Origin of the sequence: Fictibacillus sp. WQ 8-8, assembly GCF_024494405.1 — a bacterium.
Lineage (GTDB): Bacteria > Bacillota > Bacilli > Bacillales > Fictibacillaceae > Fictibacillus_C > Fictibacillus_C marinisediminis.
On record NZ_JAMXKG010000001.1, the window covers coordinates 646,053 to 671,523 of the forward strand.

The following is a 25,471-nucleotide window of genomic DNA, read 5'->3' on the forward strand; positions in this document are numbered from 1 at the left end:
TATTGTAAATTTAGAATATTCTTTTTATGAAAGCGCAACCAATAGAAATCCAATAAAAATAGAGAAGCTTTTTTGCTCCTCTATCTTTTAATCTCTAATTTACTATACTGCCTGGTAAAGAAGAAAGCCTACGAGCAGGTACCCATACATCAGGCATCTACCAAGCCATTACTATTCCCCTCCCTGCCAAAAAAAATTCACTTTGATTAACAATATATATAGCGTTTTTTTATTGAGCTAATCTGCCCGATAGCTCAATAAAAAAAGCCACCTAAAAAGGCAGCTGGGTCTTAAAGTATTGCACCTAATTATGCTTTTCCATTGTACTCATGATACTTAAGAGTGCTGTGATCTGCCCTTCACGGACAGCTGGTCATTTTCACCGACCAGCTCGGCTTCGATGTGAGAGACCTTCGAAGACTCACCCATACGCCAGTAGGTGATGAAGCTTACGGCAATGCAAGCAGCTACGTAGAAGTAGAAGAGCGACTCGGCTCCAATGCTCTTCAGCCATAACGCGATGAACTCCGCCGTCCCGCCGAACACAGCGACAGTGAGTGCGTAGGGGAAACCCACGCCAAGGGCACGGATTTCTGTCGGGAATAACTCGGCTTTCACGATCGCATTGATGGAAGTGTAACCGGTGACAATGATGAGACCCACCATCATGAGCAAGAAAGCAACAATAGGGTTCTTCATCTGCTCCATGATCATAAACAGCGGCACAGTCAGCAATGTACCAAGGATACCGAAACTGATCAATAGAGGGCGCCGTCCTATACGGTCAGACAGCATGCCGGCGAGCGGTTGAAGCACGACGAATACCAGCAGAGCAATAAAGTTGATCCAGCTGACGACCTCCTTTTGGAGGCCCACAGTATTCACCATGAATTTCTGTAAATACGTCGTGTAGGTATAGAAGGCTACGGTTCCGCCGAGCGTTAGTCCTACCACTGTCAGCACCGCCTTGGGGTGTTTCATTAAAGCCTTAACGGTCCCTGCGTTCGCCCGGTTTTCAGAACCCATTTTTTCGAACTGCTCCGATTCGTCCATCGTGCGGCGCAGCCACAATACAGCCAATGCTCCCATTGCTCCAATGACGAACGGAATACGCCAGCCCCAGGACATCATATCGGATTCGCTGAGCACTTGCTGGAGGATGATCTGAACACCCAGAGCCACTAACTGTCCGGCAACAAGTGTCACGTACTGGAAGCTCGAGTAGAAGCCGCGACGACCGGAGCTGGCCATCTCGGACAGATACGTTGCCGAGGTTCCATACTCTCCACCTAACGACAACCCTTGGAGCAGGCGGGCGAGAATCAGAATAATAGGTGCTAGTATACCAATAGTACTATAACCTGGGGTACAGGCAATGATCAGAGACCCACCGGCCATGATGGTGATGGAAAGCGTCAGCGCTGCACGCCGGCCATGTCGATCGGCGTAGCGGCCCATCAGCAAACTCCCAATCGGCCGCATCAGGAATCCGACGGCGAAGATCGCCGCAGTGTTGAGCAGTTGGCTGGTCGGGTCTCCCTTAGGGAAGAAATTTGCAGAGAAATACACGGCAAAAGCAGAATAGACGTACCAGTCGTACCATTCGATCAGATTTCCAACCGAACCCTTGAAGATGTTTCCCGTAATGCGCCGCGTCTTTGCGCGATCAATAGATTGAGACATTGTTAAATCCTCCTCACGATGTGCCAGTGTTAGACACTCGGTTTATTGACTCCGTCAACACTCACAAGCTTTGATACTACCTGAAACCGCTTTCTTTTTTGGCTTTGCTAAAGCATATTGTTGATTTTCTTTCCAAGTGGGCATCGCATACTGATGATTGAAAGAGGCCCTCAAGTTTTTTATCCGGCTGTTTTGTGAAACAAATGAAGCGCCTGAAAAGCAGAAGAGAGTAAGCTTGCTTATACCCTTCTGCTTTTCACAAGGCGTTTCAATCACACCCCACTAGAAAACAACAACATTGACTAACAGAGCTTCTTTTTTAAAACTATACCATTTATCATTCGACAGCAACAGACAGATTGGAATGTAAAACCTGTTAATTTACATCGATAAGAGAAAAGACCCCCGCAGCTAAATCGCCTCTCCCCCATGAAAATATTGCCAAATTCTTTTATGTAATGATACACTTCCCATGTAACAATAAATTTAGATTATATATTCGAGGAGGAGATGACTTTGAATCGAATTGGCTTGCTCCTAAACGTGCTGGATACAACCTTCGACAAGGAGAGTTGGTATGCACCGTTCAAGCATGCATTAGAAGGAATCACGGCAGAACAGGCTAACTGGCGACCAACTGGAGAGGCAACTAAAACAATTTGGGAGAACGTTAATCATCTCATTTATTACAAAGAGAGACTTGCAGCAAACATGGAAGGCCGTGAATGGACACATAATCTCGACGGTAATGAAACCTTCTATCTCACCGAACAATCAAATGACGATAAGGAATGGAAGAAAGTCGTTGAACGTGCCGAAAACGTACAACGCAGTTTAAGACAGATACTGAGTAAAACTTCCGTCGAAGAGCTTGACCAAAATTCCCTTGAGGGAAAGTTACTGGACATAATGCTTCATGACGCTTACCATACAGGCCAAATTATTCAAATCAGAAAAATGCAAGGATCCTGGCCTTCCCACCGCTGACCCGAACGAAAAAACAAAAAGACTCCGCTTTGAGATTTGGATATATCGAGTACAAAAAGTAACACAAAGGACCAAGTCTTTAGTGTTACTTTTTTTGTGAATATGTAATTTTGCTGTACTTTGCAACATGCAGGAACTTTACTTGTTTCTTGGATTTTCACTATTGTTAAAGAAGGTTGGTTATAATGTCAGCTATAAGCGTAAATCCAGCTGCAATAAAGAATAAATTTCCCATTCCTTTTCTCTTTTATATGCTACTCCTAATACAAAAAGCATGCACCCCGAAAAAAATTGAGAACACGGAATAACCTTGAAATTGTGTGAAATCGCGGTATAAATTGTTAGAATAAAAACTATTCCACAAAGTAAAACCACCATTTTAACCATTTCTATTCCCCCTTAGCACCCCTTTTAGTTCCAATTTGATTGACAGCACATAAATCTATGTTCTCTTAATGTATCAGTTTCAGTTTTAGGATAGTTTTCATTTTTCATTATCTCTTTTTGGCTGTAAATATAAAAGAATTCACATTTTCAATCGCTTCATCAAATCCCCAATCTCCATAAACTTTAATATCAATAAATCCTGCTTTGGTCAAATCATTTCCAATTTGTTCTTTTGTTCTAAAAATCAAAGCACTCTCTTCAACATTATTTTGTAAATTCTCATTTTGATAGACTGTTTTATATTTGACCACAGATTCGTTTATTTCCAAAAACTCATGCCAAACCATCATCGGATTTCCTGTTATCGGATCTTGAATAAACTTTTTTGTTTTCTCTTTTGTCCATTGTTCCCAAGCACGCTGAAGAGGATTTCTTGTATCAAATATTAAATATCCGCCATTATTTAATGAATTATAAATATCTAATAATGTTTTATTCCAATCAATATCTTTTAAAAAAACTTGTGCTACGTTGGATGTCATCATAACTAAATCAAAAGATGCATCCATTAATTCTTCTGAAGTTCCTATCTTCCATTCAACTAATAGTTTTTTATCTTTTTGTTTAGCAGTTTCTATCGCATTAGGATCTGGATCAATCCCCAATATTTCATAACCTTCTTCCCCTAAATACAAGGCTATTCTTCCAGTTCCACAGCCTAAATCAGCTATGTATGTTGGTCTGATTTTTTTAACCAATTGAACAAAAAAGTCATCATCTTTATCCCATTTATTCATTTGGTCGTAAAGAGATTCTTTCATATTCTATCCTCCTGACATTGTTCCGCTTTAAGGTTTAAATTTATTCTTATTAGAAATTCACCACGTTGTTCAACTAACCTCCCCTTTAGCGCAATAAGAAAAGCTGCCCAAATTGGCAGCTGGATCTTCAAGTAATGTACCCGTTATTTGAATTGGATGGTTTACCAATAAAGATGAAATTGATTATGAGATAACGAATGAGGAGGTCTAAAGACGAGACGTTGATTTTTTCGTGGGCTGCGGTATTAGTAGCCCACTTTTTCTATTTCGAAGGTGTACCCAATACTTGTTTTAAATGGGTTTCAAGTCCCCTTTTCTCTTTGTATGAACAAAAGATTGAATCATATAGTTGACTCAATCAACTATATGATTTTATAATATGGCTGACTTAGTCAACATTTATCTAAGGAGGAGAATTTTTATGAGTTCATTTAACGAAATAGACAAAATAAGAAAATTTAACAGGTATTATGCAAACATCTTAGGAAGAATAGATCAAGAAATCTATAACCAGTCTTTTCCTTTAACAGAAGCTCGCGTAATCACTGAAATTCAATCGAAAAGTGGTTGTACAGCGACTGAAGTCAGAGAAACTCTGGGTATTGACCGAGGTTATATGAGTAGGATGGTTCAGCGATTTGAAGAAGAAAATATTGTCGTTAAAAAGCAATCATCAAATGATAAACGTCAATACTTGCTCTACCTAACGGATTATGGTAAAGAAATCTATAATGGATTGGTTGAACACGCGAGCCGGGAAGTAGGTAGAATGATTGAAGATATACCGGAACCTTTACTTTCCAAGCTGCTAACCTCCATGGCAACCATACAGGACATCTTATCAAAGGATCATTCTTCTCATTCCGAAGTAACAATTCGCTCCTTTCAACCGGGTGATGTTGGATTCGTGGCACACCTTCATGGACGACTTTATGATGAAACTTATAAGTTTGGACGGATGTTTGAATATTACGTAATGAAGGGATTAACGGAATTTATGAATAATACCAATGGGGGAGATTTATGGGTTGCTGAAGTAAATGGGCAAATCGTTGGTTCCATTGCTATTACTAAATCCTCTGATACGTTGGCTCAGCTGCGATGGTTTATTTTAGATGAACATTATCAAGGGATGGGCATAGGAAAGAAACTTATGGAAACAGCCATCAAGTTTTGTAAGGAGCAACACTATCAACATATTTTCTTATGGACAGTAAATATACTTGCCGCAGCTCGCTACCTTTACCAAAAATACAATTTTAAATTAACGGAAGAAAAACCAAATGAAGATTGGACCGAAACGTTATTGATGGAAGAACGATGGGATTTGGACCTCGATGAAGAGCAAACATCGTAAAGAGAGAAAATATTTCTGGAAAAAAGGGATTCTGAATGCATTACCTATGGGAAAAGGATACATATTCCTTTATTATCCAAAATAAAGAGGCACCCAATTAATTAGATGCCTCTAGATAAAACTTAATAAGATTCATTTCATTCTTCTTATTTATTAATTCTCCTCTTTTAATAAAATAAACATAACTGTTTATATATAAGATTTGTCCTATTGTAATATCTTCGCTGGAAACAAATAATGACAGGGCTTGTCCATTTCCTTCAAAAATTCTTTGGTTCTCAAACATTAGTTCATAGTTGTAGTCATTAATAACCATCAACTCCCCAATTTGAGATTACCTTTGTAATAAACTGAACCTCTCCATCAAAATGATTTCTGAACAGGTTTGTTCTTCAGTTGGGCCTACTGTACGTCTAAATAATGCTGCAGAACCCTTGGCGGGAAATATTTCAGGGGCAGGGGTCTTAAGGATACAATGGTGGAGGGGGAAAGGATCGAATCCTGTTGTGCCTGTCTTAGACAGTTGTACATCGCTTTGCCGCCAACTGAATTGGCAGAATGAATGGTAATGCGGTTAGCAAATCGTTTTTCTTCCACCATCATTTGAACAAGCATTAATCCATTCCTGTCTTTATTTACTAAATCGTGATCCAAAGAAAGATGTTCGATAGTGCAATTTCGCAGCAGCTCTAAACACTCGTCAATCGTCTCCGTTAAAACATAGCCTTCAGGTGCAGTCCGGTAGTCATCTAAGAAAACGCTAATATTACCCATTTCAGACTCCTTCCCTTATAAAGGGGTGACTAAGAGAAGTCGAAAATCCCTAGATAAATAGATCTTAAATAGATCTTGAATCAACCTTAACATAGATTCTATTTGAATGGGGCATAAGCGACTTTAAAAGCTAATATTTGACAAACATTTCATGATTAAGAAGAGGATTTAGTTTAATCGAGAAATATCGATGACTTTGCTAGAGAACTTTTGATGTGATCCAGTCCCTCTTTAAGAGGGGCCATTTTATGTGATAAAAGAAGCATTTGGATAAGTATTGTCTTCTACAACTAACCAGGAAATTGAAATACACCATCCAACAACGGATGGTGCTTAAACTGCATGATTGTCATTTACTTTTTTTCCATTACTGCAAAGTAATTTTCTTCACTATCTGCAAAGTTAAATACTCTGCCAGAAGGCATATTTACAATTTCTCCGACAGTGACATTTTTATTTGATAAGTCGCTACGTAATTGATCGAAATTTTCCGAGAAAAACATTAAAGAAGGTGTACCAAGATTTAATTCAGGCGACATTTTTGCAACGAATTCCTTATTATGCAGAATGATACTTGTTTCTGCATCCTTTGCTGGAGCAATTTCAATCCATCTCATTCCTTGACCGTTATCTTCTTCAGAAATAACACAAAATCCTACTTTTTCCGTCCAAAAATTCACTGCCTCATCTTGATTATTTACATACAGCATAATTTGACCGACCTTATTAATCATTTATTTCACTCCCTTGTCCACTTTCTTAAAATTATATCACTTTTAAACTTGTTTTATAATTTAGAATATTTAATAAATTGTTATATCTTGCACTTGCATCACCCCCCAATTTCAAATAATTTTTTCGTTTTGAACCCTTATGATTTCAACTACTCTTTCAACACGAACTGTGGTATACTATTTAAGCGATGAGCTAATTTGCATAAGACGAGATTGACGCGCCTTTAAGGCAATGCACTATGTGGAGTGCTGTCTCTCGCCGCAATACGCACAAAAAAGATGTCCTGTTGGGCATCTTTTTTTTAATGGACAAGGTGCACTCAAGAAAATGAAATTTACGTTCAAAAAGAAAAGCTTCCATCAGGGGCAGCTTTTAAGAAGAATTACAATAAAAGTTAAAATTTATACCTTTAAATTCTTTAATAAAAAAGTAAGCCCCCTCTGAGGACTTACTCATTCCCTTCATATTTCTACGACCTCATGCTCCCTCGCCGAAAGATACGCCGCTTCAACAATCTTTGTCGCCGCCACCCCGTCCCAAGCAGTGGCCAGCTCTGTCGGATTTTTCCGTATCGTCTCAACAAATGCATTCATCATATGAAGATATTCAAAGTCACCTAAGTTATGATGAATCGTTTTCGTGCTGTTATGCTGAATGATGTTCTGGGCATACGCTTTTAAGTCGATCGCCCCTTCCGTTCCTGTCGCCCGAAGATCAATGCCACCCCACGTCGGATAGCCCACCGGCCGTGACCAGCTCGGGTCGATGTCAGCGATGATTCCATTCTCAAACTCCAGCTGCACGTGGCCGACGTCATCAATGGTGATGCACGGGACCAAGAAGGAATCAGCTTCTGCAAACACCCTCGTCACTTCAGCTCCGGTCAGCCATCGCATCAAATCTGCGAGATGAACGATATGATCCATCAGTGCGCCCCCGCCGGACAGGTTCTTATCAATAAACCATCCTTTCGGGCATTGCCCCGGATTCTTGCCGTGAAAAGCCAGAACATCACCAATTTGTTTTTGATCGATGACCCGTTTCATTTGAACAGCCGGCGTATTGAACCTCAACGGAAAAGCAGTGGCCAAAACAACATCCTGCTCAATAGCCTTTTGCGCCATGATGGTGGCACTTTTTGTTGATACAGCCAACGGTTTTTCACAAAGGACATGCTTGTTCGCCTCTAAAGCTGCCAGTACCAACTCATCATGTTTGACATTCTCTGAGCAGACGATCACCGCTTCACATTCGTTCAACGCAGCTCCCAAATCATCATAAAAAATTGTGGAATGCTCTGCTGCTTTCTTCTTTCCGCGATGAGCATCATCGTCATAGATACCCGCCAATTCTGTGCCTGGACACAGTTTCACGGCAGCTGCAAACGCATCTAAATGAACATGAGCCGCTGATAAAATGGAGATTCTCATCGTGTGTACAGCTCCTTTTCTAAGGAAATCGGCCGCTTTTCCTCTGCAGACTGTAATGCCAGAAGTCCAAGTTTCGTACTCTCATAGGCATCCTGCAGCGTGACAGGAGCCGGCTCATTATTTCGAATGCTATCAATAAAATCTCTCAATTCGAGAGACCAAGGGTCATCCCGCAGCAGGACTGGCGGAACCTCTGTGGAATCTTTTTTAAGCGAAATACTCCGGTGAACAGAGAGCGGAGAAACCTCCTGACTGTTAAACGTAAACAGTTCATTTTCCTGCGCGATCTCCACTTCCTGCGCGAATCCGCCGTCATATCTCCAGCTGCCTTCAATACGGCTGATAGACCCATTCTCGTGGCGCAATGTGATGAGAGCATAGTAATAATCGGGATCCGTCTGTGCAAAAACCCGCGTTACCGGCCCGAACGCCCACCGAGCGAAGTCGATATCATGCAGGCTGAGATCCAAAATAACCCCGCCGCTGTTGCTGCGGTCGAGAGACCAGTTTTTTGCGCCCACAGGTAATTGAGAGCGCCTTGAAAGTAAAGTGGACGCAGGCTTATCCGGATCAATGCATTCCTTCAGCTTACGGTATTCAGGAAAATAGCGCAGCACCTGCCCGACCATCACTTTTGAGCTGCAGCGCTTTTCCAGCTCCAGCATGCGCCGGCAGTCTTCATCGGTATGCGCCATCGGTTTTTCGAGAAAAACATGCTTGCCTTTCTCCACCGCTTTTTCAAAAACATCCCGGTGCATAAATGTAGGAAGACAAACGTCAACCACATCCCCGAGCTCCAGGCACTTCTCCAAATCGTTATAAACGGGAATCCCTTGTATATTCCCTGTTTGGGTCGTAGAATAAATCCCTGCTACTTCCACATCCTTCATCTGCAGATACGCGTTCAAGTGGATGCTTCCGATAAAGCCGTATCCCAAAATAACAATTTTCACAGCTGGCACTCCTTTCAAAGGACTTTTTATATAGATTCCCTGTTTTAACGGGGAGACCTGCATGATTTTTGTTACTTGTCGGGAGTTTACTTACGAATTCTTTGTGGTTACTCCCGGAAACTTAGACTTTACTTGCGGTTCTATACTCGTTACTTGCGAAAACTCTGACTTTACTTGCGGTTCGACAAAGCTTACTTACACAACAAATCATTTTCAAAAAAACGAGCCTAATAAATCGTCATTCATCTAATGTCATCAAATAATTTCGATTTCTATATGTGCCAGTATAAGAGAGATTCATGGATTGAAGGATACGAGAGGAAACAGAAACAGATGACAGATGCAAAAAGGATCTAAGCTCGGAATTTGAGACGGAGAGACCGATAAGCAGTTTATAATCGGTAATGGCAGCAAAATGAGCGTCCTTTGAAAACGAACCGCACCATGTGCAAACCCACTTCGCATGCAGTCGAACCATCGGGAGAGCGGAACATTCCGGGCACTCTACACCGGTCAAAATTTCTTCTTTAGGGATTTGGAACTGCTGAAGGATTTGAGGATCAGATGGAGTGTGGCTGTTCACTAATTTTCGAGAAAGCTTCTTTATTTGCTGGGGATTCAGGAGCTCTTTGGCATGCATCTTTTCATATATTTTTATTTTCAAGGGGAGATTTGCACCATGAATGACTCGTTTGGATGTGGAGGGATCCAAATTCAGGAGGGTATTTTTAATTACCGTGTTAGGGTTGCTCATGACAACAAGCATTTCAATGGGAACCTGTGGGAGTTTTTGTGCAGATAGCCAATCCTGCAGCTGTACACGATGACGTTCGACCTGCAAAACTGGGTCTGCGAAGCCTTCCTCTTTTTCACCAGAGACACGAATGAGCTGTTTATAATTGTGATCAAAAACAAGTGTTCCTGAGATGTTTTTCACCTCTAAAATGAGAAAGTAATGAGGAGAAAGGATGAGCGTATCTATCTGGAAAAAGCGTTCGCCAACCGTAAGCCGGAGATCATTAAAAATAAGGTAGTCTTTCTTGAGGAGATAACCCAAATGATAGTCTATGGCAAGCTCCCCTCTGTAACCCGCCATCCGCCTTGCTAATTGGTCACTAATATCGGGCCGTTTACGGTGATCCGGAGGCAGCCTTCTCAGCAAAGCCTCCAATTTACGTACCGAAATAGGAACTTTTCGTTCTTTTACAATCAAATTCTATCAACTCCCTTTCTTAATAAGAAGGAAATTCGAATTGCGGGAAGGATTTTCCTGCTCATGGTGCAAAAATGAGTTGAAATTATGTATCCTAGCCCGCGATTGATCTTGTATTTAACTAATTATATTGGTTTCTCGGGCTTAGCCGGCCTCCAGCTTGTCCAAACCTTCATCAATAACCCGTTTCTGGGGTAGTGAAACCCTCCTGCTGGCTGTTACTTGCGATTCGACATGAATTACTTGCGGAAATGCCCTCGTTACTTGCGATTCTGCATGCATTACTTGCGAAAACTCCGACTTTACTTGCGGTTCGACACCACTTACTTGCAAAACAAATCATTTTCATAAAAACTGCACGCCAGCATAGACTTCGAGATCATGCTTCGCCCTATAAAATCAGTTAAAACGCCACAAAAAAACACCGTCTCTCAACGGCATTTTCTATCAAGATGCATCCGTAACATTCTTTCCATTAAGGTACTCCGACTTCAAAATACTATAGTACAGACAGACAACTTCCTGCCCATCCAATCGCTCTAATATCTTATTTTCACTAAATCTGTAGTTGAATCCGCATTTTTCATTCACTCTCTTGGAATTATGATTAAAATCATAATGTCCACACCAAACGATATCTAAATTCAGATCTTCAAACCCGTGCTCCAGTACTCGGTTTACCGCTTCAGGAACATAGCCCTTCCCCCAATAGGCTGGATTGAGAACATAGCCGATTTCCTTTTGATTCAAGTGGGACAAGGTTTCATCCGGTTTTCGGTCATGCAGTCCGATACTGCCGATCACCTTATGTTCAGAGAGAAGTTCAATGGCATACAACACATCATTGCTCTCAAGGAACATTTGAATGATCTCTTTGCTTTCTTCCTCATCCTTATGCGGTTTCCAGCCGGCATTCGGGCCCACTAAGTCACTTTTCGCGTAATCGTACAAGTCCTTGAAGTCTGATTCCTTCCAAGGTCTCAATAATAATCTTTCGGTCTGCAATTCTCGCATGTTGTAGCCCCCCTTATTTTTAACCATTATAGGCTAAAAAGGAATAAAAAGGAACATAGGTGCCAGGCACCGAGATTACACAAGTGTGTAAAACCGGTGCCTGGCACCCTTTCCAAAAAGGAACTGCACCATAAGCCACCCTCCATTTAGAGAAAGTGGCTTAAAATCGTTACTTGCTTCTGTCCAAAACGTTGATAAGGGTTGCTTCAATACTTTCGGCTATGCTTTTACTCTTCATCTTCAATAAAACCAACCATGAAAAAAAGCCCAAGAATGAGTAATCATTCAATGGGCTTTTTTGCTTTACTTCAGTTTTTCAACTTCTGATAATACACTATTTAATTCATCAGATGCCTTGGTTAAAGTCTTTGCATCCAAAGGCTTTGATTTTGCACCCGCTTCAATTGTGTGCAGCGGCGTTTCTACTTTTTCATAAAGATCGGCGTCTTTTTCTTTAACGCCGTCTTCGAATTTTCCCCATGATTCCTCTAATTGTTCTCCAGATTCTTTCACTTTATCTGCTTCGTTCGCTTTTAATTGTGATTTGAGGTCGGTCAGTGTTTGTTTCATTTCTTTGGATCCTTCAGCGATCGTCGGTTCTTTCGGTTTTTCTGATCCGTTATCTTTAGTTCCACAAGCTGATAATGTAAGAGAAGCTGCCAGTACGATAGGTACGATGTATTTTTTAGTTTGCATTTCGAAGTTCCCCCTGATGTTTGAGTTCGATTTTTAATTTGATATCTTTTTTTCTATTCAAAATTGCTGCCACTATGGCGACCAAAATAAGAAAAGCCTGTGGAATCATGCTTTCGAGCGTTGGGTAAAACGCAAGAAAATCAATAGTTGTTAAAGAATTTACTTGTGTCACAGGCAATAATCCAGCAAGCTGCAATCCGTGAATCCCCATACCTGTAAACTTGAAGCAGAGGTAAAACATGAGAACACTGGATACTAAGAAGAACGGGCGCATCGGAATTCTTAACCCTAGCTTAAGAATGAAATAAGAAAGGATAACAAGAACCAGGACACCAATACCAATACCTGTTAATAACGAAGGCAGCTTGATTGAATTCGCCATTCCTATGAAAAACAATACCGTTTCTGTTCCTTCACGGAAAACGGCAAGGAAAGACAGGGCGGCTAGTGAAAATAAACTTCCAGTGTTCAGTGCATTTGTACTTTTTGTGCGAATATATCGCTGCCATTCCGCAAGACTGGATTTACTGTGAAGCCAATAACTCATGTATAGCAGCATCGCAGCCGCAAAAACTCCTGTCCAGCCTGCAATCAAGAAATTATTGCTTCCGAAGGCTCCTGCTGAAAAGAGGAGATTCACAATGACACCCAGGATAATACTGACGCCAATTCCTGAACCTACACCCATCCAGATCCATTGTTTTTTGTCTTCGTGCCCGGCTTTTTTCAAGAAACCAAGCAGTGCGACTACTACCAGCAAAGCCTCAAGTCCTTCACGAAGCAGAATCGTTGTGGCATCCATCATGTTATAGCTTGTTTTCATGGCGATGGGAGCCAGATAATCCCGCATATCCTGAATGGTTTTTTTAGCACCGTCTATATTGTTTGATGATAGCTGGGCATAAGAAGTAACCATATCCCGTTCAGCGCTGCTATAAACTTTTGAAGATTGGGTAAGTACAGCACCTTCTGCATTTAACCAGGATTTTCTAAACCTTTCAATGTCGGCTTTAGCCCCTTGAATATTGTTTTGATCGATATTCTTCAATGAGTGGTCCAGTAAGGAAACTAGGCCAGCCACGTCTCCCTCTTTACTTGAACCGCTTTTTTTATCCTTGGATGCAGCAGGAAACTTCCCGTCGATGAACTTTTGGTTCGTTTGCTTTAATTGTTCCAGCCCAACGGTTACATTTTTCTTATTTACAGGCTGTTGAGCGAGAGCGAACTGAACTTGTCCCATCGCATCCTCAATATCATGATAAGCAGTTGTCGATTGATCCTTTACTCCATCCTCAATGGACAACCAAGTGCTTGAAAACTTTTTGAACTTGCTGGATGCCTTGGTGATATCCCCTTGCTGAGATGCATTCATAGCTTCTGTAACCAACTTGTTTGCATCTGTCATATCGCCTTTTGCATTACCCTTCGCAAAGCTATGTAAAGGTATAATCAAGACTCCAACTAGAAGTATGGCAAGTATGATTTGAAACTTATTCTTCACTGTAATCCCCTCACTTCTCAATAAACTAACTTTTATCTATCTTTAGTTAATGAAATTCATTATCAGTACTCACTTTCAAATTATATTGTTAATGATAATCATTGTCAATTACCATTTTACTAAGATTTTTGTATGCAAAAAAAAGAAATCCTTAAAAATCAAAGAATTTCTCTTAATAATAAGGGTCTTTTTATTAGCCCTCCTCTTCCTGTTGCTTTATAAACTCAACGGTTCCATTTTCACAATATAATCCACTTTGACTTTCATGTTCTCATAATAATTCAGCCATTCTTTTCGGCTCATCGGCTGCAGCAATGGAGAAAGAGTATGTGCTCCTACTTCAAGAGGCTCTGCCTTTAATTTTTGTGTTTTCTTCACCAAATCCATTGATTGTCCTTGCAAATAGGACTCGATGTCTTTGTTAAGCTTTCTCATATCACTGCTGCTGAGTATATTTCGATGTCCTCTGTATTCATCTATTCTTCCTTTCACATGTACCTTGATGGATAACGTTTTATAATTCCTGTCCACCTTCATATGAACCCTCGAACGTACTTGGCCTAAGGAAACCTTCAAAGGAGAAAGAGGAAGATTTTTTAAGTAATGGTCGTTGGCTAACAGCTGGAACATCTGATCTTCACTATCCTTAACGGAGCCCACATAATCATTATTTTTAAAAAAGGCTGTTCCTTCGTACGTAAATTTTTTTTCATTCACTTTAAATATCGGCAGCACAGGATCCGAATAAGGAGAATAGACCTTTTCCATAAACTCATGAATATTGACAATCGTCATTTCTCCCTGATTTCTTCTTTCATAATGCCTGAACATCCGATATAGAAAATAATCCAAGTTCTTCTGTTCGTTCTTTTCCTTCTCTAAGTACTTCTCAAAGTTCCCTTTGACCAGCACAAGGTATAGACGAGGGGATACATCCGGATCTGAAAGGATGGTGTTAATTAAAGAAATGACTTCTTTCTTCGCCAGATTTTCATTGATTAACAGCATTCGGAGCTGACCAAGCTTTAGTTCCCGGTAAAACTTTAAGTTGAAATCCTTTTTTCCCTGCTTTAATAAATCCACATCCAGTGTAAATAGCCGCTTTTTCTCATTCATAACGGGAGGAACAAGTGTAGTAATTTCCAATTTGCCATTTTCCCCTTTATTCAGCGACCAAAAGGTTACCGGAGCAACTTCTTCAACCGTATTATCCTCAACAAATGGTGAGGAGCAGCCCGAAAGAACCAGTACACAACAAAGCAGCGACAAAATAACCCTCTTTATATATCTCATACTAGGAGCTACCTCTCTTCCATTTCATTGCAATAAGAAGGAATGAAGGCACGAGAAAATAAGTAATCGCACCCAGCCAGAGCTGCAGTGTTGTCCATATATTCAGCTCTTTCCCTTCCCTCCAGTACCAGCCATTAATAATCAGCATGCAAATAAAAATGGCGGCAGCACTTCCCAAAAAGCCTTTACGATTCGTGGGAACCTTTATTCTCCCTGCTGCAATTCTTACTGCACCATAGAAATACAATAATAAGAGAGCGATCAAAAATAAAACGTAAATCATGATGAGAGAAATTATTAGCAGATCAATGCGCTCAAACACCGGTGACTGCAAATAGCGGAGCATGTTTACAACAGGAAAACTGATTTTCTCGAGATAATTAGAACCAAAAAATAAAAAACAAGCGACAAATAGAATGAGATATTCAATGACAGAGAGAGCATTCCCAATACTTAACCCTTTTAAAATCTTTTCCTTCGGTCCAATCCATGGGCCTAAACAGATTAAATATTCCGGTCCGGAAAGAGCTGACCAAATCATTAGAAACCCATACCAGGAATGAATCGAAATCTCTCCAGGTACCAATGGATACAGGTGATGTATCTCGGCAATGGGAGGCAGGAAATAAGGGACATAAAGGACAATAATCCAGATCGTTGCTAAAAAAGCAATAAGGCCAAGCCGGATGGTCTTCTCCATTCCTTGAGAGGCAATGTAAAAGCTTGTGGCCATCAAGAAGAAAATGAGCCAGCTCGTCTTCATGGAGGGAAACATAAATTGGTGAATAATCTCAACATAGCCCAATGCTGTTACAATTACTTTTACTAAAATGACAAAAAGACCAAAAAATGCAAACAAACGGACGAGCCTCTCACCAAATAACTGTACAAAGCCAAAATAACCTTGAGAGGAATAGTTTGATTTTAAATAGTTAGACAAGATCAAAAGGTTAATCTGCGAAAGGATCCCCACTCCGATAATTCCTAAAATCATATAGGGATGCACTAAGTGTTTCGGCAAAATGATAATATAATACAGCATTTGCATCCGGTTCACCATGGCAAATATATAGCCGGTTCCCGTGATGGCCGTATTATCGAATAAGACAAACCTACTGCTCATTCGATCCCCTCCTTCTTTTCACCCTCCATTTTTGCAGTGGCTGTAAATATTGCGGCCGCTGCTTTATCCAGGGTAACGGTATTCTAACAAAAAGGTCATTCCAATCCTTCCAATGAAGAGGTGCAACGGGAGCAAAAAAAGGCTGTTTAAGGGAAGATAGTCCATTCAGATGGGCCAATAGGAGAATTAACCCGAGCGCAATTCCCAAAATACCGATAAACGACGATAAAATTAGAAATAGGAATTGTATGACCGTTGTAGCTTTTGTTACTAAATAATTTGGCACCAAAAAGGAAGCAATCGCAGATATTCCCACAAGAACAATCAATACCTTACTTGCAAACCCTGCTTCTACTGCAGCCTGTCCGATAACAATACCGCCAATGATCCCGATCGTCTGGCTCGTTTTGGTCGGCATCCGCAAACTGGCTTCTTTAATGATTTCAATGATAACTATCATGATCAACGCTTCCCAAAACGGAGTAAACGGCAATTTGGTCCGCGATTCCATCAGCACATATAGAATTTGGAGCGGGATCATCTGATAATGATGGGTCGCTACCGCTACATAAAGCGGGATGAGTAAAATGGCGATAAGGAAACTTAAATAGCGAAGGGTTCTTAAGAAACTAGCAATGACCCAGCGGTGAACATAATCTTCTGGTGATTGGAAAAGATGAAAAAAAGTAATGGGAGCAATGAGGGCAAATGGTGTATTGCCAAGCAAAATGACGAGTTTACCAAGCCCGAGAGAATAAGCACATGAATCTGGACGGTCCGTCTGCATAAACTGAGGAAACAAGCTATTTGTATGATCATCCATAAAAGCTGAAAGGTTCGATGACTCCAGAATAAGATCAAAATTCACTTCCGAAATATTTTTCCTTGCAATATCTACAATATCCGGATTGGCAATCCCCTCTATGTACAACAATTGAACTTGTGTTTTTGTCAGGGAACCCACTTGAAATTTTTCTGTCTTCAGTTCAGTCAGAGGCAGCCGCCTGCGGATCATGAATAGATTATGCTCAACTCTTTCCGTAAAACTGTCTTTCGGTCCATACATGATCGTTTCAGTTTCCGAATTTTCGATGGCCCTGCTTAACGGGTTCTCCAGTTTAATGGCCCACCACTCGTTCTTCTCCACATCCTGGACAAGGACACACCCAATCAGCAAATGATTCTTTGCTTCTTCCATCGAACTCATCTTTATTACTTTGCACGTAGCGATACATTGGACAAATTGTTTGTTCGTGCTATGAATGATCGGATTGACGATTGATTCATTCAACCTCTCATGATCGATTAAGGTTTGTATGTAGACAAGAGAAAAGGGAATGCCACTGTTGGTTTGCCGTTGAACGATTTCGGCATCATCCATTTTTGCCGTAATTTTTTTAAATGCTTCCAGTGTAACGGCTTCATGTGGAACACTCGTCTTCTGTTCTTTTTCTTCTTGGCTGGTTGCTGCCTTCTTCTTTTTCCAAAACATCATTAAATCCCACCTGACAAATTCCTCGGATAGTTTCTGCTTTTTATTATGTTCCGGAGATGCAGTTTTATCCAAATGGTTTTAACGGTTGATCGGATTAGGTTAGTATTAGGTTGAAAATAAAAAAAGCCTTAACTAGATGATGTAAATACGGCGTTAAGTTTGGAAGAATAAAAAACGTATGGTACATGCTAAAAAAGCGGGGCTGTCCAGAAAGTCGAAAATTGACCTTCAGGCAGCCCCTTTTTGGCTTGAAAAATCTTCAACGAAAAGTTAATTGAAGTGGAAGATGCGAGACTCCTGCGGGACTAGCGTGACAGGTGAGACTCCCGCCGGTGCTTGCACCAAGAGGCTCACCGCACGCCCCGCGGAAAGCGAGCAGCCTGGAACGGAAATCAACAGCTTACAGACTTCTTGGACAGCCCCGTTTATCGCGCTCTTATACGATTCCATCATACATATCCAGCTTACGGTCATTTTGGCAGTTTTCACATATGTGCAGGATTTTAGCAGGAATACTGGTTTGGTCGTTTTCCCTCTGTTCTTCCATTCCACAGATTTCACATTTCTTCATGATGTGCCTTCTCCTTTAGCCTATCAGAATTATTGAAGCTCACCATCTTCAACAGCATAGCCGCTTTCATGGATGGCTTGAACAAAGTCCTCATAGGAAGCCATTTTTTCATCGAAACTTATGCTTGCCTCTCCCCGTTTTATATTTACATCAAGCTGTCCAATCCCCCACACGTGCTGAAGCGCATGGGCAATTTTATCGGCATCCTGTTCATTTACGATATCATTGATTTTTATAATTTTTGTTTCCAATCCTGGCTTCACCCTTTATTTATTATGTCTTGGTACATCCGAAATACCTTCACCCATGCCCTGCAAAAACTCCGTCATCATCGACATCGTTGCCCTCGTTTCAGGGTTTCTCATCCTTTTGCCTAATTCCCAGAGGCTTGGCTTTTCCTGTTTTTCAACGGATTCGGCCGCCCGTTCCAGCCCTTTGCTGAGTCCCGACAGCATGGTTTTCAGTTGATCCGGGTTTAAGGTGCCTAAAAAATTAAAAGCGTTGATTCCATTTTTTATCGTCTTGTGCATCTCAGGCTTATTCAATTGTTGAACGGCGATCACTCCCACATCATTGCGTTTTTCAATCAGTGCCGAAAGCGTATCCAGGGCACCCATTTCATGGAGGTTTTTCACGATTCCTATCATGGTCAGAATGGCCTCGCTGTTGTTTGCAAGCTCATTGACAATGCCTGAAACCGCTTCTGCCTGCACTTCTTCCCGACTGCGGATGTCCTTTTTAATTTGCTTGATTGCTTTCGCCATATTCGTCCCCCCTTATTAAATCTTGGATTGGCGTAAAATCCGAACGCTTCCACTTGCCTTCTACGCGAACACTGATCTGGGGAATGCGGTTGCCAAAACGGTGATTCACTTTCGGAAGCGGCGGTTCTCCTGACGCCTCCAGTACTTCCATCCTGACATCCATTTCTTTGTAGGCCGGTGTATGTGTAACAATGTCATGGTAGCTGCTCGTTAGCTTATTAACGGCTTCAATGTCTTCCCTTGTGTTCATGGTTAAATAAAGCTCATTGCCTTTTACCCGGTCGGTAACCATAGCCCGTACTTCCACATTTCCATACGGAGAAGTCAGGCTGACTAACGCACCGTCCTCGATCTTTCGCTCAAGAGCAAGCTGAGGAGAAATTTCCACCCAAGGATGAGGAACTTTGTGTGTCAGGCCATCCGATTTATACGTCATGTTTCCTTCGTGGAAGTGCTCCAGCAAACGGCCGTTGTTTAAATGCAGGTCATACTCTTCTCCCGGTTTAAAGGGCTCTGTCCACTGAACAGCGACCAGTCTCGCCTTGCCGTCAGGAAATGCAAACCGTTCCTGGTATAACAGAGGAGAATCTGTTCCATCTGCCGCCACAGGCCAAAGCTGGCTTTTCCACCCTTCCAGTCTTTCATAGCTTACACCCGCGAACATTTTCGCAAGGCTCGCTGCCTCTGCCATAATTTCACCTGGATGAGTATAGTTCCAATTCGCCCCTAAAACGTTGGCAAGATCCCGAAAGATTTCCCAATCCGCCTTTGACTGTCCAAGCGGTTCCAATACTTTATAAAACCGCTGAATGCGGCGTTCGGTATTCACGAAGGTTCCATCCTTTTCAAGACTTGGCGCGGCAGGCAAGATGACATCTGCGAATTGTGCCGTTTTACTGAAGAAAATATCCTGTACCACAAAAAAGTCCAGTTTTTCAAAGCCGGCATCCACGAAATTTGAATTGGAATCCACCAATGACATATCCTCTCCAAACAAATAGAGCGCTTTTAGTGTGCCTTTATGAATCGCCTCTACCATTTGGTGATTATCCAACCCGGGCTCTTCGGACAGTGTAACTCCCCATGCTTTTTCGTAGCGTTCACGCACCTGCTTGTCCTGTACAGGCTCATACCCAGGAAACCATGCAGGCATGGTTCCGAAATCACAAGCACCCTGCACATTGTTATGTCCTCTTAATGGATAGGCGCCGGTCCCAGTTCGTCCGTAGTTTCCTGTGATCAACAGCAGATTGGAGATCGCTGTACTCGTGTCCGTCGCTCCCATGTGCTGGGTCACACCCATTGCCCATAATGCACAAACGGATTTCGCCTCATGAATTGTGGTCGCGATTCGAATCAATTCATCTTTCTTTATGCCTGTTTTTTCTTCGGCATATTCCAGCGTGAATTTTTGCAGGGATGATCGATAATCGTCCAGCCCATTCACCCGGTTTTTCAAGAACTCTTGATCTTCCCATCCTTGATCGATGATATATTTCGTAATCGCTGAAAGCCAAATCAAATCTGAACCCGGTTTTGGATGAAAGTGTATATCAGCCCGCTCTGCCAGTTCATTTTTCCTCAGGTCGGCTACAATCAATTTTTGGCCGTGCAGTTTATGCGCTCTCTTGATCCTTGTAGCCAGCACAGGATGAGATTCAGCTGGATTGGCCCCGACAACGATCACAAGCTCTGCGGCCGCGATATCTTTTATTGTCCCGGCATCACCGCCAATACCCACCGTCCGCATTAAACCAGCTGTGGCTGGGGACTGGCAGTATCTTGAGCAGTTGTCCACATTATTGGATCCCATGATGGCACGCACAAATTTTTGAAAAAGGAAATTCTCTTCATTGGAGCATTTGGAAGAGGCGATATAGCCAATGGAATTTGGACCATGCTGATCTTTAATCTCTGTCAGCTTGCTCGCGATTAATTTCAGTGCTTCTTCCCAGGTCGCTTCAACAAATTCTTCTCCCTGACGGATTAAAGGTTTTGTCAATCGTTCTTCACTGTTGACAAAATCCCAGCCCCATTTCCCTTTTACACAAGTTGAAATGCCATTGACAGGAGCTTCCTCACTTGGTTCAATTTTTAGAATATCCCTTCCTTTTGTCCATACTTCAAAGCTGCAGCCTACTCCACAATACGTACAAACCGTTTTGGTCCTTTTGATCCGGGCTTTCCGCATGGCTGCTTCCATTTCAGAAATCGCGAAAATTTCGTTATACCCCGGTTCTACTTCTTTCGTAAGATCGATCATTGGCCCCAGCATGTTTGCTGGAATCCCTGTCAGATAACCCGCTTCTCCCAGCATGGATTTCTCCATCAGCGCATTGCATGGACAAACCGTCACACAATGACCGCAAGAAACACATGAAGATTCATCGATCGGTACATCGTTATCCCAAATCACACGCGGAGCTTCACGTTCCCAATCGATCGTCAGCGTCTCATTTACCTGCAGATCCTGGCATGCTTCGACGCATCTCCCGCATAAAATGCACTGATCTGGTTCATAGCGGTAGAAGGGATGAGAGTTATCCGGCGGATAGGGCTTTGCTTCGAATTTATATTTTTGATGTTCAATCTCCAAATATTCCGCGGTGTTATGAACCACACAATTACCATTGTTGTTATCGCAGACGGTGCAATAGAGCTCATGGTTTTTCAAGATCCGGGACATCGCTTCATATTGTGCATCCTTTACCGTCTTCGATAACGTATCTACTTCCATTCCTGGCTTGGCTTTTGTTGAACAAGCCCGTACAAGCTCTCCTTCTACTTGAACAAAGCAGGTATCGCATGTTTGAATGGTGCCAAGATCAGGATGGTAACAAATACTCGGTATCTCGTAATCCTGAGATTTGGCAACTTCCAGAATGGTTTCTCCCTGAGTGGCAGCAAAGTCTTTGCCATTGATCTTTATTGAAAAATTTTTTTCTTCCATTGGATGGTCTTCCCTCTTTTCATTATTTCATTTCCTTTGCATAGCATTTCCAAAAATGAAAGTAATTAAAAGGAAACTGCATATGAGATAGCAGGATTGGTTACTATTTTTATAGACAGGATTCAAGAAGGAGTGTTAGATGGATGGAGAATGACGCATTGTTTTCGCATGTCAAATCGATGATTGTTTCATCTACGAAAGTGCCGAAATGTATGGCGGTATCCACAGTGAAGGTTGCTGATCTCTATGGGGTAAAGCCAATGGAAATTGAACAGGGACTGAATGCACTGGTGGATGAAGGGAGATTAAAACGGGAGAAATTGAACGATTATCCACATTATGAGGTGTATTTATTGCCATAAGAATTTTAAAAAATTATATATAAAAACAGGCTGTTGAACTTGTGAGGTTAACAGCCTGTTTTTTTACCCATCGCTTATAAGGCTTTCTGTTTAAGCTGGGAATTGTCATTATCATTTTCATTTTCTTCTCTAACAAAGCTGTTGCTTCCTGCACCCATCCCTACTACATAGAGAAGTATGGCCGCAACGACTAAAATGATAAGCGGAACCGTCCAGCTATGGGTCTGATCATGCAGGAAGCCGAAAAGAGCCGGTCCTATGGCAGCCAGCAAATACCCGACAGATTGTGCCATCCCTGAAAGCTCTGCAGCTTGATGAGCATTCTGCGTTCGCAGTACAAAAAACATGGTAGCAAGGCCGAACCCTGATCCGATTCCGATTCCAATCAGGATGACATAAACAGGTGCGAGCCATGTCATTCCACTAAGAATACCCGCATAGCCCAAGAGCAAAAAGATGACAGTGAAAGCTACTAATTTTCGCTGGTTAGCACTTCTTCCTGCTAAAATCGGCACAATAAAAGTAGGCGGAAGGCTTGCAAATTGAGTTAATGATAAAAGCCAGCCTGCTTTTGTCGGGTTAACCCCCTGTTGATGCAAAATAGCCGGGAGCCAGGTAATGATGGCATAAAAGACGGTTGATTGCAGCCCCATAAACAAGGTAACCTTCCATGCAAGCCCGGAACCCCAAAGGTGCGTCCCTGAAGAAGAAGATTTAGGAACATGCTGTTTTTGAAGAAGCTGAGGGATCCACACAATAATGGATACGAGAGAAATGAGTGCCCAGCATACGAGGGAAAAGCGCCAGCCATACCCCAACCCTTTTGTAATCGGAATACTGACGCCAGAGGCAATAGCAGCCCACATATTCATTGAAACGGAATAAGTACCTGTCATTAATCCTACTTTGTTTGGAAATTCTCTTTTGATTAAGCTTGGCAACAATACGTTACACACCGCAATGGCAATTCCGAGCAAAATCGTCCCGCTGAACAAACCTGGTGTAAAAGGAACAGAACGCAAAAGAATACCTGCTCCCAATAAAAGTAAAGCTCCAAACAGGGTATGCTCCAATCCAAACCTCCGGGCGATTTTTGGGGCGACCGGTGAGATCAGGGCAAAGGCAAGCAGTGGCAGCGTAGTCAGCATTCCTGCTAATGTATTGGACATTCCAGTATTTTTACGAATGATTTCGATGATTGGACCTACACAGGTTAACGGTGCCCTTAAATTAGCACCTGCAAAAACGATGCCCAGGATGAGCAGCCATACTCCAGGCTTAGAAACGGATTGAGTATGAAAAATCTGTTTTTTTGAAATCACATTGCTTCCTCCTCAAAATTCTTGGTGCAGCTTTCTTCTATGATGAAACTCCTGAAAAACAACAGAACACAGCGGTGCTTTCTAAAAAAGAAAATGCCCGACTCCTCCACAAACGCTACTCGTGTGGGGGGGTCTGGCACTATGTAGTCAGCCTATTTATGTAGAAAGCAGCTGCCTGAAAAAGCGTCATAATTCCATTATAACATAAATCCCTGTCCTTTACAGGGATAAAGGGTAAAAGGATGTTGAATGAACATGTTATGTCCCTTCAACATTAAAAAGGACGGCACTTGCTTTAGCAACCATTTCCTTTTGATCATTAAAGACTTGGCATTCGGTATGGGTCAGTGTTCTACCCTCTTTTACAACCTGTGCATGCGCAACTAATAAATCACCTTTTCCTCCTTTTAAAAAGGAAACATTTAGGTCGACAGTTACCACCTTTTGCTGATTGTTTTCGTTGGGTTCAATCGTATTGCACATGGCTACATCCGCCAATGAAGAGATAATGCCCCCATGAACGACTCCCAGACTATTACGATACATCGATTTTACGGGTAAGCTCACTTTAACCGTTTTCTGATCCACTCTTTCATACTCAAGCTCCAAAAATTGATCAAACGCTTGTTTTATGAACATGAAACACCACTCCTGCCTCTTCTATTTATTAGTTAAAAGTATAGGGCTCAATAGGAAAAGCTGTCAAAAATGACAGCTTCGGCTTTATATCAATAATGGAATTGCCGGACGCGGTAATCAAGCAACGCAAAGCGTCCTAACTAGTCCACTCTATCCTTCTCAAGAACCGTAAAATCCTTGTCTACCAACCAAACTTGGTTCACTCGGCTCCCCGGATCACTTTCTGTACCACTGAAGTGCTGCGCCACACATACATCAAAAAAGCTCTTTACCTGTTGATTATAGGCAGCCTTTTTTGATTGAATGATAAAGAACTTTTCTTCCTTCGCGATAATGGCTTGCGTATCAAGAACGGCGTGATACCGATTTAAGTCTCCGAAGTTGTAGGACATATACTTATTAAACGCTGACTCTATCTCCTTTTTCGTTTGGTTTCTGGCTTCTCTTTGCTGGCTGACTGAATCATAGGGCTTTTCTTGTCCGAGATTTGATGAAACCGGTGCCGCCTGCACGTATTTTGCAAACAGCGCATCATTCACTTTAAAACCAACATATAAACCCGTCACGACCATCAACATGAAAATGATTATAGGCTCTCTTTTACCCATAGATCCCTCCACACTCTGCCAATAATCCATTCTCTCTTTACATCCTATGTTTACTAGGGGGAAAAATAGTCTACTAATTTTATTCTTTCAAAAAAAATGTTTAGAGGGTGGCTCATTTTCCTCTTTCTGAGGCGTTACTTGCGATTCGACAAGGTTTACTTGCGGAAATGTTCTCATTACTTGCGATTTTGCCTTCATTACTTGCGAAAAGTCGGACTTTACTTGCGGTTCGACAAGGTTTACTTGCAAAACACATCATTTTCATAAAACTGCGTGCTGAACTACAGGATGTATAAACTCTCTTGAATATACTAAAAATGTTGATAAACTCAATTTATATAACGATTTGATAAAAAGGAGATTTATATGATTAATAAAATTGGGAAAATAACGGTGTATGTCCAAGATCAAGAAGAAGCTAAAGATTTTTGGCTAAATAAAATGAACTTTGTTTTAAAAGCGGACCAGCCTATGGGGCCAAACGCATCTTGGATCGAAGTGGGACCAAGTGAAGACGAATTTACCACCTTAGTTCTTTATTCAAAGGCAGCAATGGAACAGCAAAAACCATCTAAAGTTGCACATCCGTCCGTTTTATTCAGTACGACTGATATAGAATCCGCTTATGAAGAAATGAAACAACGTGGTGTGGAAGTAGATGAAATGCTAAGATTGCCTTTTGGGAACATGTTTTCATTCAAAGATCAAGATGGCAATGATTATTTATTAAGGGAAGACAAATAAAGGATACACGAGAAAAGGAGCTAACAATTTATTGTTAGCTCCTCAACTT

The 25,471-nt window shown here is 41.6% G+C and carries 25 protein-coding genes; 4 read left to right on the forward strand and 21 right to left on the reverse strand.

Translation table 11 applies throughout. From position 1 onward, the window contains the following. Window positions 1-336 precede the first annotated feature (336 nt). Window positions 337-1,683: an MFS transporter gene (locus M1K46_RS03140; protein ID WP_256224844.1), complete on the reverse strand. Its 1,347-nt coding sequence runs from the start codon at window positions 1,681-1,683 to the stop codon at window positions 337-339. A 516-nt stretch (window positions 1,684-2,199) separates the two neighbouring features. Between M1K46_RS03140 and M1K46_RS03145 the strand changes: the two genes are divergently transcribed. Next, complete coding sequence (locus tag M1K46_RS03145) at window positions 2,200-2,670, forward strand: DinB family protein (protein ID WP_256224845.1); 471 nt, start codon at window positions 2,200-2,202, stop codon at window positions 2,668-2,670. 192 nt (window positions 2,671-2,862) lie between these two features. Here the strand turns inward: M1K46_RS03145 and M1K46_RS03150 are convergent, their stop codons facing one another. Then, window positions 2,863-3,057, reverse strand: a complete 195-nt coding sequence (locus tag M1K46_RS03150; RefSeq protein ID WP_256224846.1) for a hypothetical protein — start codon at window positions 3,055-3,057, stop codon at window positions 2,863-2,865. 107 nt (window positions 3,058-3,164) lie between these two features. Beyond that, window positions 3,165-3,878: a class I SAM-dependent methyltransferase gene (locus M1K46_RS03155; protein ID WP_256224847.1), complete on the reverse strand. Its 714-nt coding sequence runs from the start codon at window positions 3,876-3,878 to the stop codon at window positions 3,165-3,167. Window positions 3,879-4,299: 421 nt separating this feature from the next. Here M1K46_RS03155 and M1K46_RS03160 point away from each other — a divergent pair, with 421 nt between their 5' ends. After that, a complete protein-coding gene (locus tag M1K46_RS03160; RefSeq protein ID WP_256224848.1) occupies window positions 4,300-5,235 on the forward strand; it encodes a bifunctional helix-turn-helix transcriptional regulator/GNAT family N-acetyltransferase in 936 nt (311 codons plus the stop codon). A gap of 402 nt (window positions 5,236-5,637) precedes the next feature. Here M1K46_RS03160 and M1K46_RS03165 read toward each other — a convergent pair whose 3' ends face one another. From M1K46_RS03165 to fdhF, 15 genes are all read right to left on the reverse strand, one after another. Further along, complete coding sequence (locus tag M1K46_RS03165) at window positions 5,638-6,009, reverse strand: cyclic-phosphate processing receiver domain-containing protein (RefSeq protein ID WP_256224849.1); 372 nt, start codon at window positions 6,007-6,009, stop codon at window positions 5,638-5,640. Window positions 6,010-6,362: 353 nt separating this feature from the next. Continuing rightward, window positions 6,363-6,743: a VOC family protein gene (locus M1K46_RS03170; RefSeq protein WP_256224850.1), complete on the reverse strand. Its 381-nt coding sequence runs from the start codon at window positions 6,741-6,743 to the stop codon at window positions 6,363-6,365. Window positions 6,744-7,205: 462 nt separating this feature from the next. Beyond that, the gene (locus tag M1K46_RS03175) at window positions 7,206-8,174 is read right to left on the reverse strand and encodes a Gfo/Idh/MocA family protein (RefSeq protein WP_256224851.1); all 969 of its coding nucleotides are present in this window, start codon (window positions 8,172-8,174) and stop codon (window positions 7,206-7,208) included. Beyond that, entirely contained in the window at window positions 8,171-9,127 is a 957-nt protein-coding gene (locus M1K46_RS03180; protein ID WP_256224852.1) for a Gfo/Idh/MocA family protein, read from the reverse strand. The genes M1K46_RS03175 and M1K46_RS03180 overlap by 4 nt, the downstream gene beginning before the upstream one ends. Window positions 9,128-9,365: 238 nt before the next feature. Continuing rightward, a complete protein-coding gene (locus M1K46_RS03185) occupies window positions 9,366-10,340 on the reverse strand; it encodes a nuclease-related domain-containing protein (protein ID WP_256224854.1) in 975 nt (324 codons plus the stop codon). 447 nt (window positions 10,341-10,787) lie between these two features. Next, entirely contained in the window at window positions 10,788-11,354 is a 567-nt protein-coding gene (locus M1K46_RS03190; protein ID WP_256224856.1) for a GNAT family N-acetyltransferase, read from the reverse strand. Window positions 11,355-11,657: 303 nt separating this feature from the next. After that, entirely contained in the window at window positions 11,658-12,050 is a 393-nt protein-coding gene (locus M1K46_RS03195) for a hypothetical protein (RefSeq protein WP_256224857.1), read from the reverse strand. Then, a complete protein-coding gene (locus M1K46_RS03200; RefSeq protein WP_256224858.1) occupies window positions 12,040-13,551 on the reverse strand; it encodes an FTR1 family iron permease in 1,512 nt (503 codons plus the stop codon). Before M1K46_RS03200 ends, M1K46_RS03195 begins: the two co-directional genes overlap by 11 nt. A gap of 216 nt (window positions 13,552-13,767) precedes the next feature. Further along, window positions 13,768-14,844, reverse strand: a complete 1,077-nt coding sequence (locus M1K46_RS03205) for a Ger(x)C family spore germination protein (RefSeq protein ID WP_256224859.1) — start codon at window positions 14,842-14,844, stop codon at window positions 13,768-13,770. A gap of 1 nt (window position 14,845) precedes the next feature. Beyond that, a complete protein-coding gene (locus M1K46_RS03210; RefSeq protein WP_256224860.1) occupies window positions 14,846-15,967 on the reverse strand; it encodes a GerAB/ArcD/ProY family transporter in 1,122 nt (373 codons plus the stop codon). Further along, window positions 15,957-17,459, reverse strand: coding sequence for a spore germination protein (locus tag M1K46_RS03215; protein ID WP_256224988.1), 1,503 nt, complete (start codon window positions 17,457-17,459; stop codon window positions 15,957-15,959). Before M1K46_RS03215 ends, M1K46_RS03210 begins: the two co-directional genes overlap by 11 nt. A 439-nt stretch (window positions 17,460-17,898) precedes the next feature. After that, window positions 17,899-18,033: a hypothetical protein gene (locus M1K46_RS03220; RefSeq protein ID WP_256224861.1), complete on the reverse strand. Its 135-nt coding sequence runs from the start codon at window positions 18,031-18,033 to the stop codon at window positions 17,899-17,901. Window positions 18,034-18,062: 29 nt separating this feature from the next. Then, window positions 18,063-18,284, reverse strand: a complete 222-nt coding sequence (locus M1K46_RS03225) for a heavy-metal-associated domain-containing protein (protein ID WP_256224862.1) — start codon at window positions 18,282-18,284, stop codon at window positions 18,063-18,065. A gap of 15 nt (window positions 18,285-18,299) precedes the next feature. Further along, a complete protein-coding gene (locus tag M1K46_RS03230; RefSeq protein ID WP_256224863.1) occupies window positions 18,300-18,797 on the reverse strand; it encodes a DUF1641 domain-containing protein in 498 nt (165 codons plus the stop codon). After that, window positions 18,772-21,747 (reverse strand): formate dehydrogenase subunit alpha, encoded by a 2,976-nt coding sequence (fdhF, locus tag M1K46_RS03235; RefSeq protein WP_256224864.1) that lies wholly within the window; start codon window positions 21,745-21,747, stop codon window positions 18,772-18,774. The genes M1K46_RS03230 and fdhF overlap by 26 nt, the downstream gene beginning before the upstream one ends. 143 nt (window positions 21,748-21,890) lie before the next feature. On the opposite strand from fdhF, the gene M1K46_RS03240 reads away from it, so the two are divergent. Further along, window positions 21,891-22,109, forward strand: a complete 219-nt coding sequence (locus M1K46_RS03240) for a hypothetical protein (protein WP_062237317.1) — start codon at window positions 21,891-21,893, stop codon at window positions 22,107-22,109. 74 nt (window positions 22,110-22,183) lie between these two features. Here the strand turns inward: M1K46_RS03240 and M1K46_RS03245 are convergent, their stop codons facing one another. The 3 genes from M1K46_RS03245 to M1K46_RS03255 form a co-directional block, all read right to left on the reverse strand. Further along, window positions 22,184-23,431: a CynX/NimT family MFS transporter gene (locus M1K46_RS03245; protein ID WP_256224865.1), complete on the reverse strand. Its 1,248-nt coding sequence runs from the start codon at window positions 23,429-23,431 to the stop codon at window positions 22,184-22,186. 258 nt (window positions 23,432-23,689) lie between these two features. Further along, window positions 23,690-24,070, reverse strand: coding sequence for a PaaI family thioesterase (locus M1K46_RS03250; RefSeq protein WP_256224866.1), 381 nt, complete (start codon window positions 24,068-24,070; stop codon window positions 23,690-23,692). Between the two features lie 140 nt (window positions 24,071-24,210). After that, entirely contained in the window at window positions 24,211-24,678 is a 468-nt protein-coding gene (locus M1K46_RS03255; RefSeq protein ID WP_256224867.1) for a hypothetical protein, read from the reverse strand. A 366-nt stretch (window positions 24,679-25,044) separates the two neighbouring features. Between M1K46_RS03255 and M1K46_RS03260 the strand changes: the two genes are divergently transcribed. After that, window positions 25,045-25,422, forward strand: coding sequence for a VOC family protein (locus tag M1K46_RS03260; RefSeq protein ID WP_062237305.1), 378 nt, complete (start codon window positions 25,045-25,047; stop codon window positions 25,420-25,422). The last annotated feature ends 49 nt before the right edge of the window (window positions 25,423-25,471 follow it).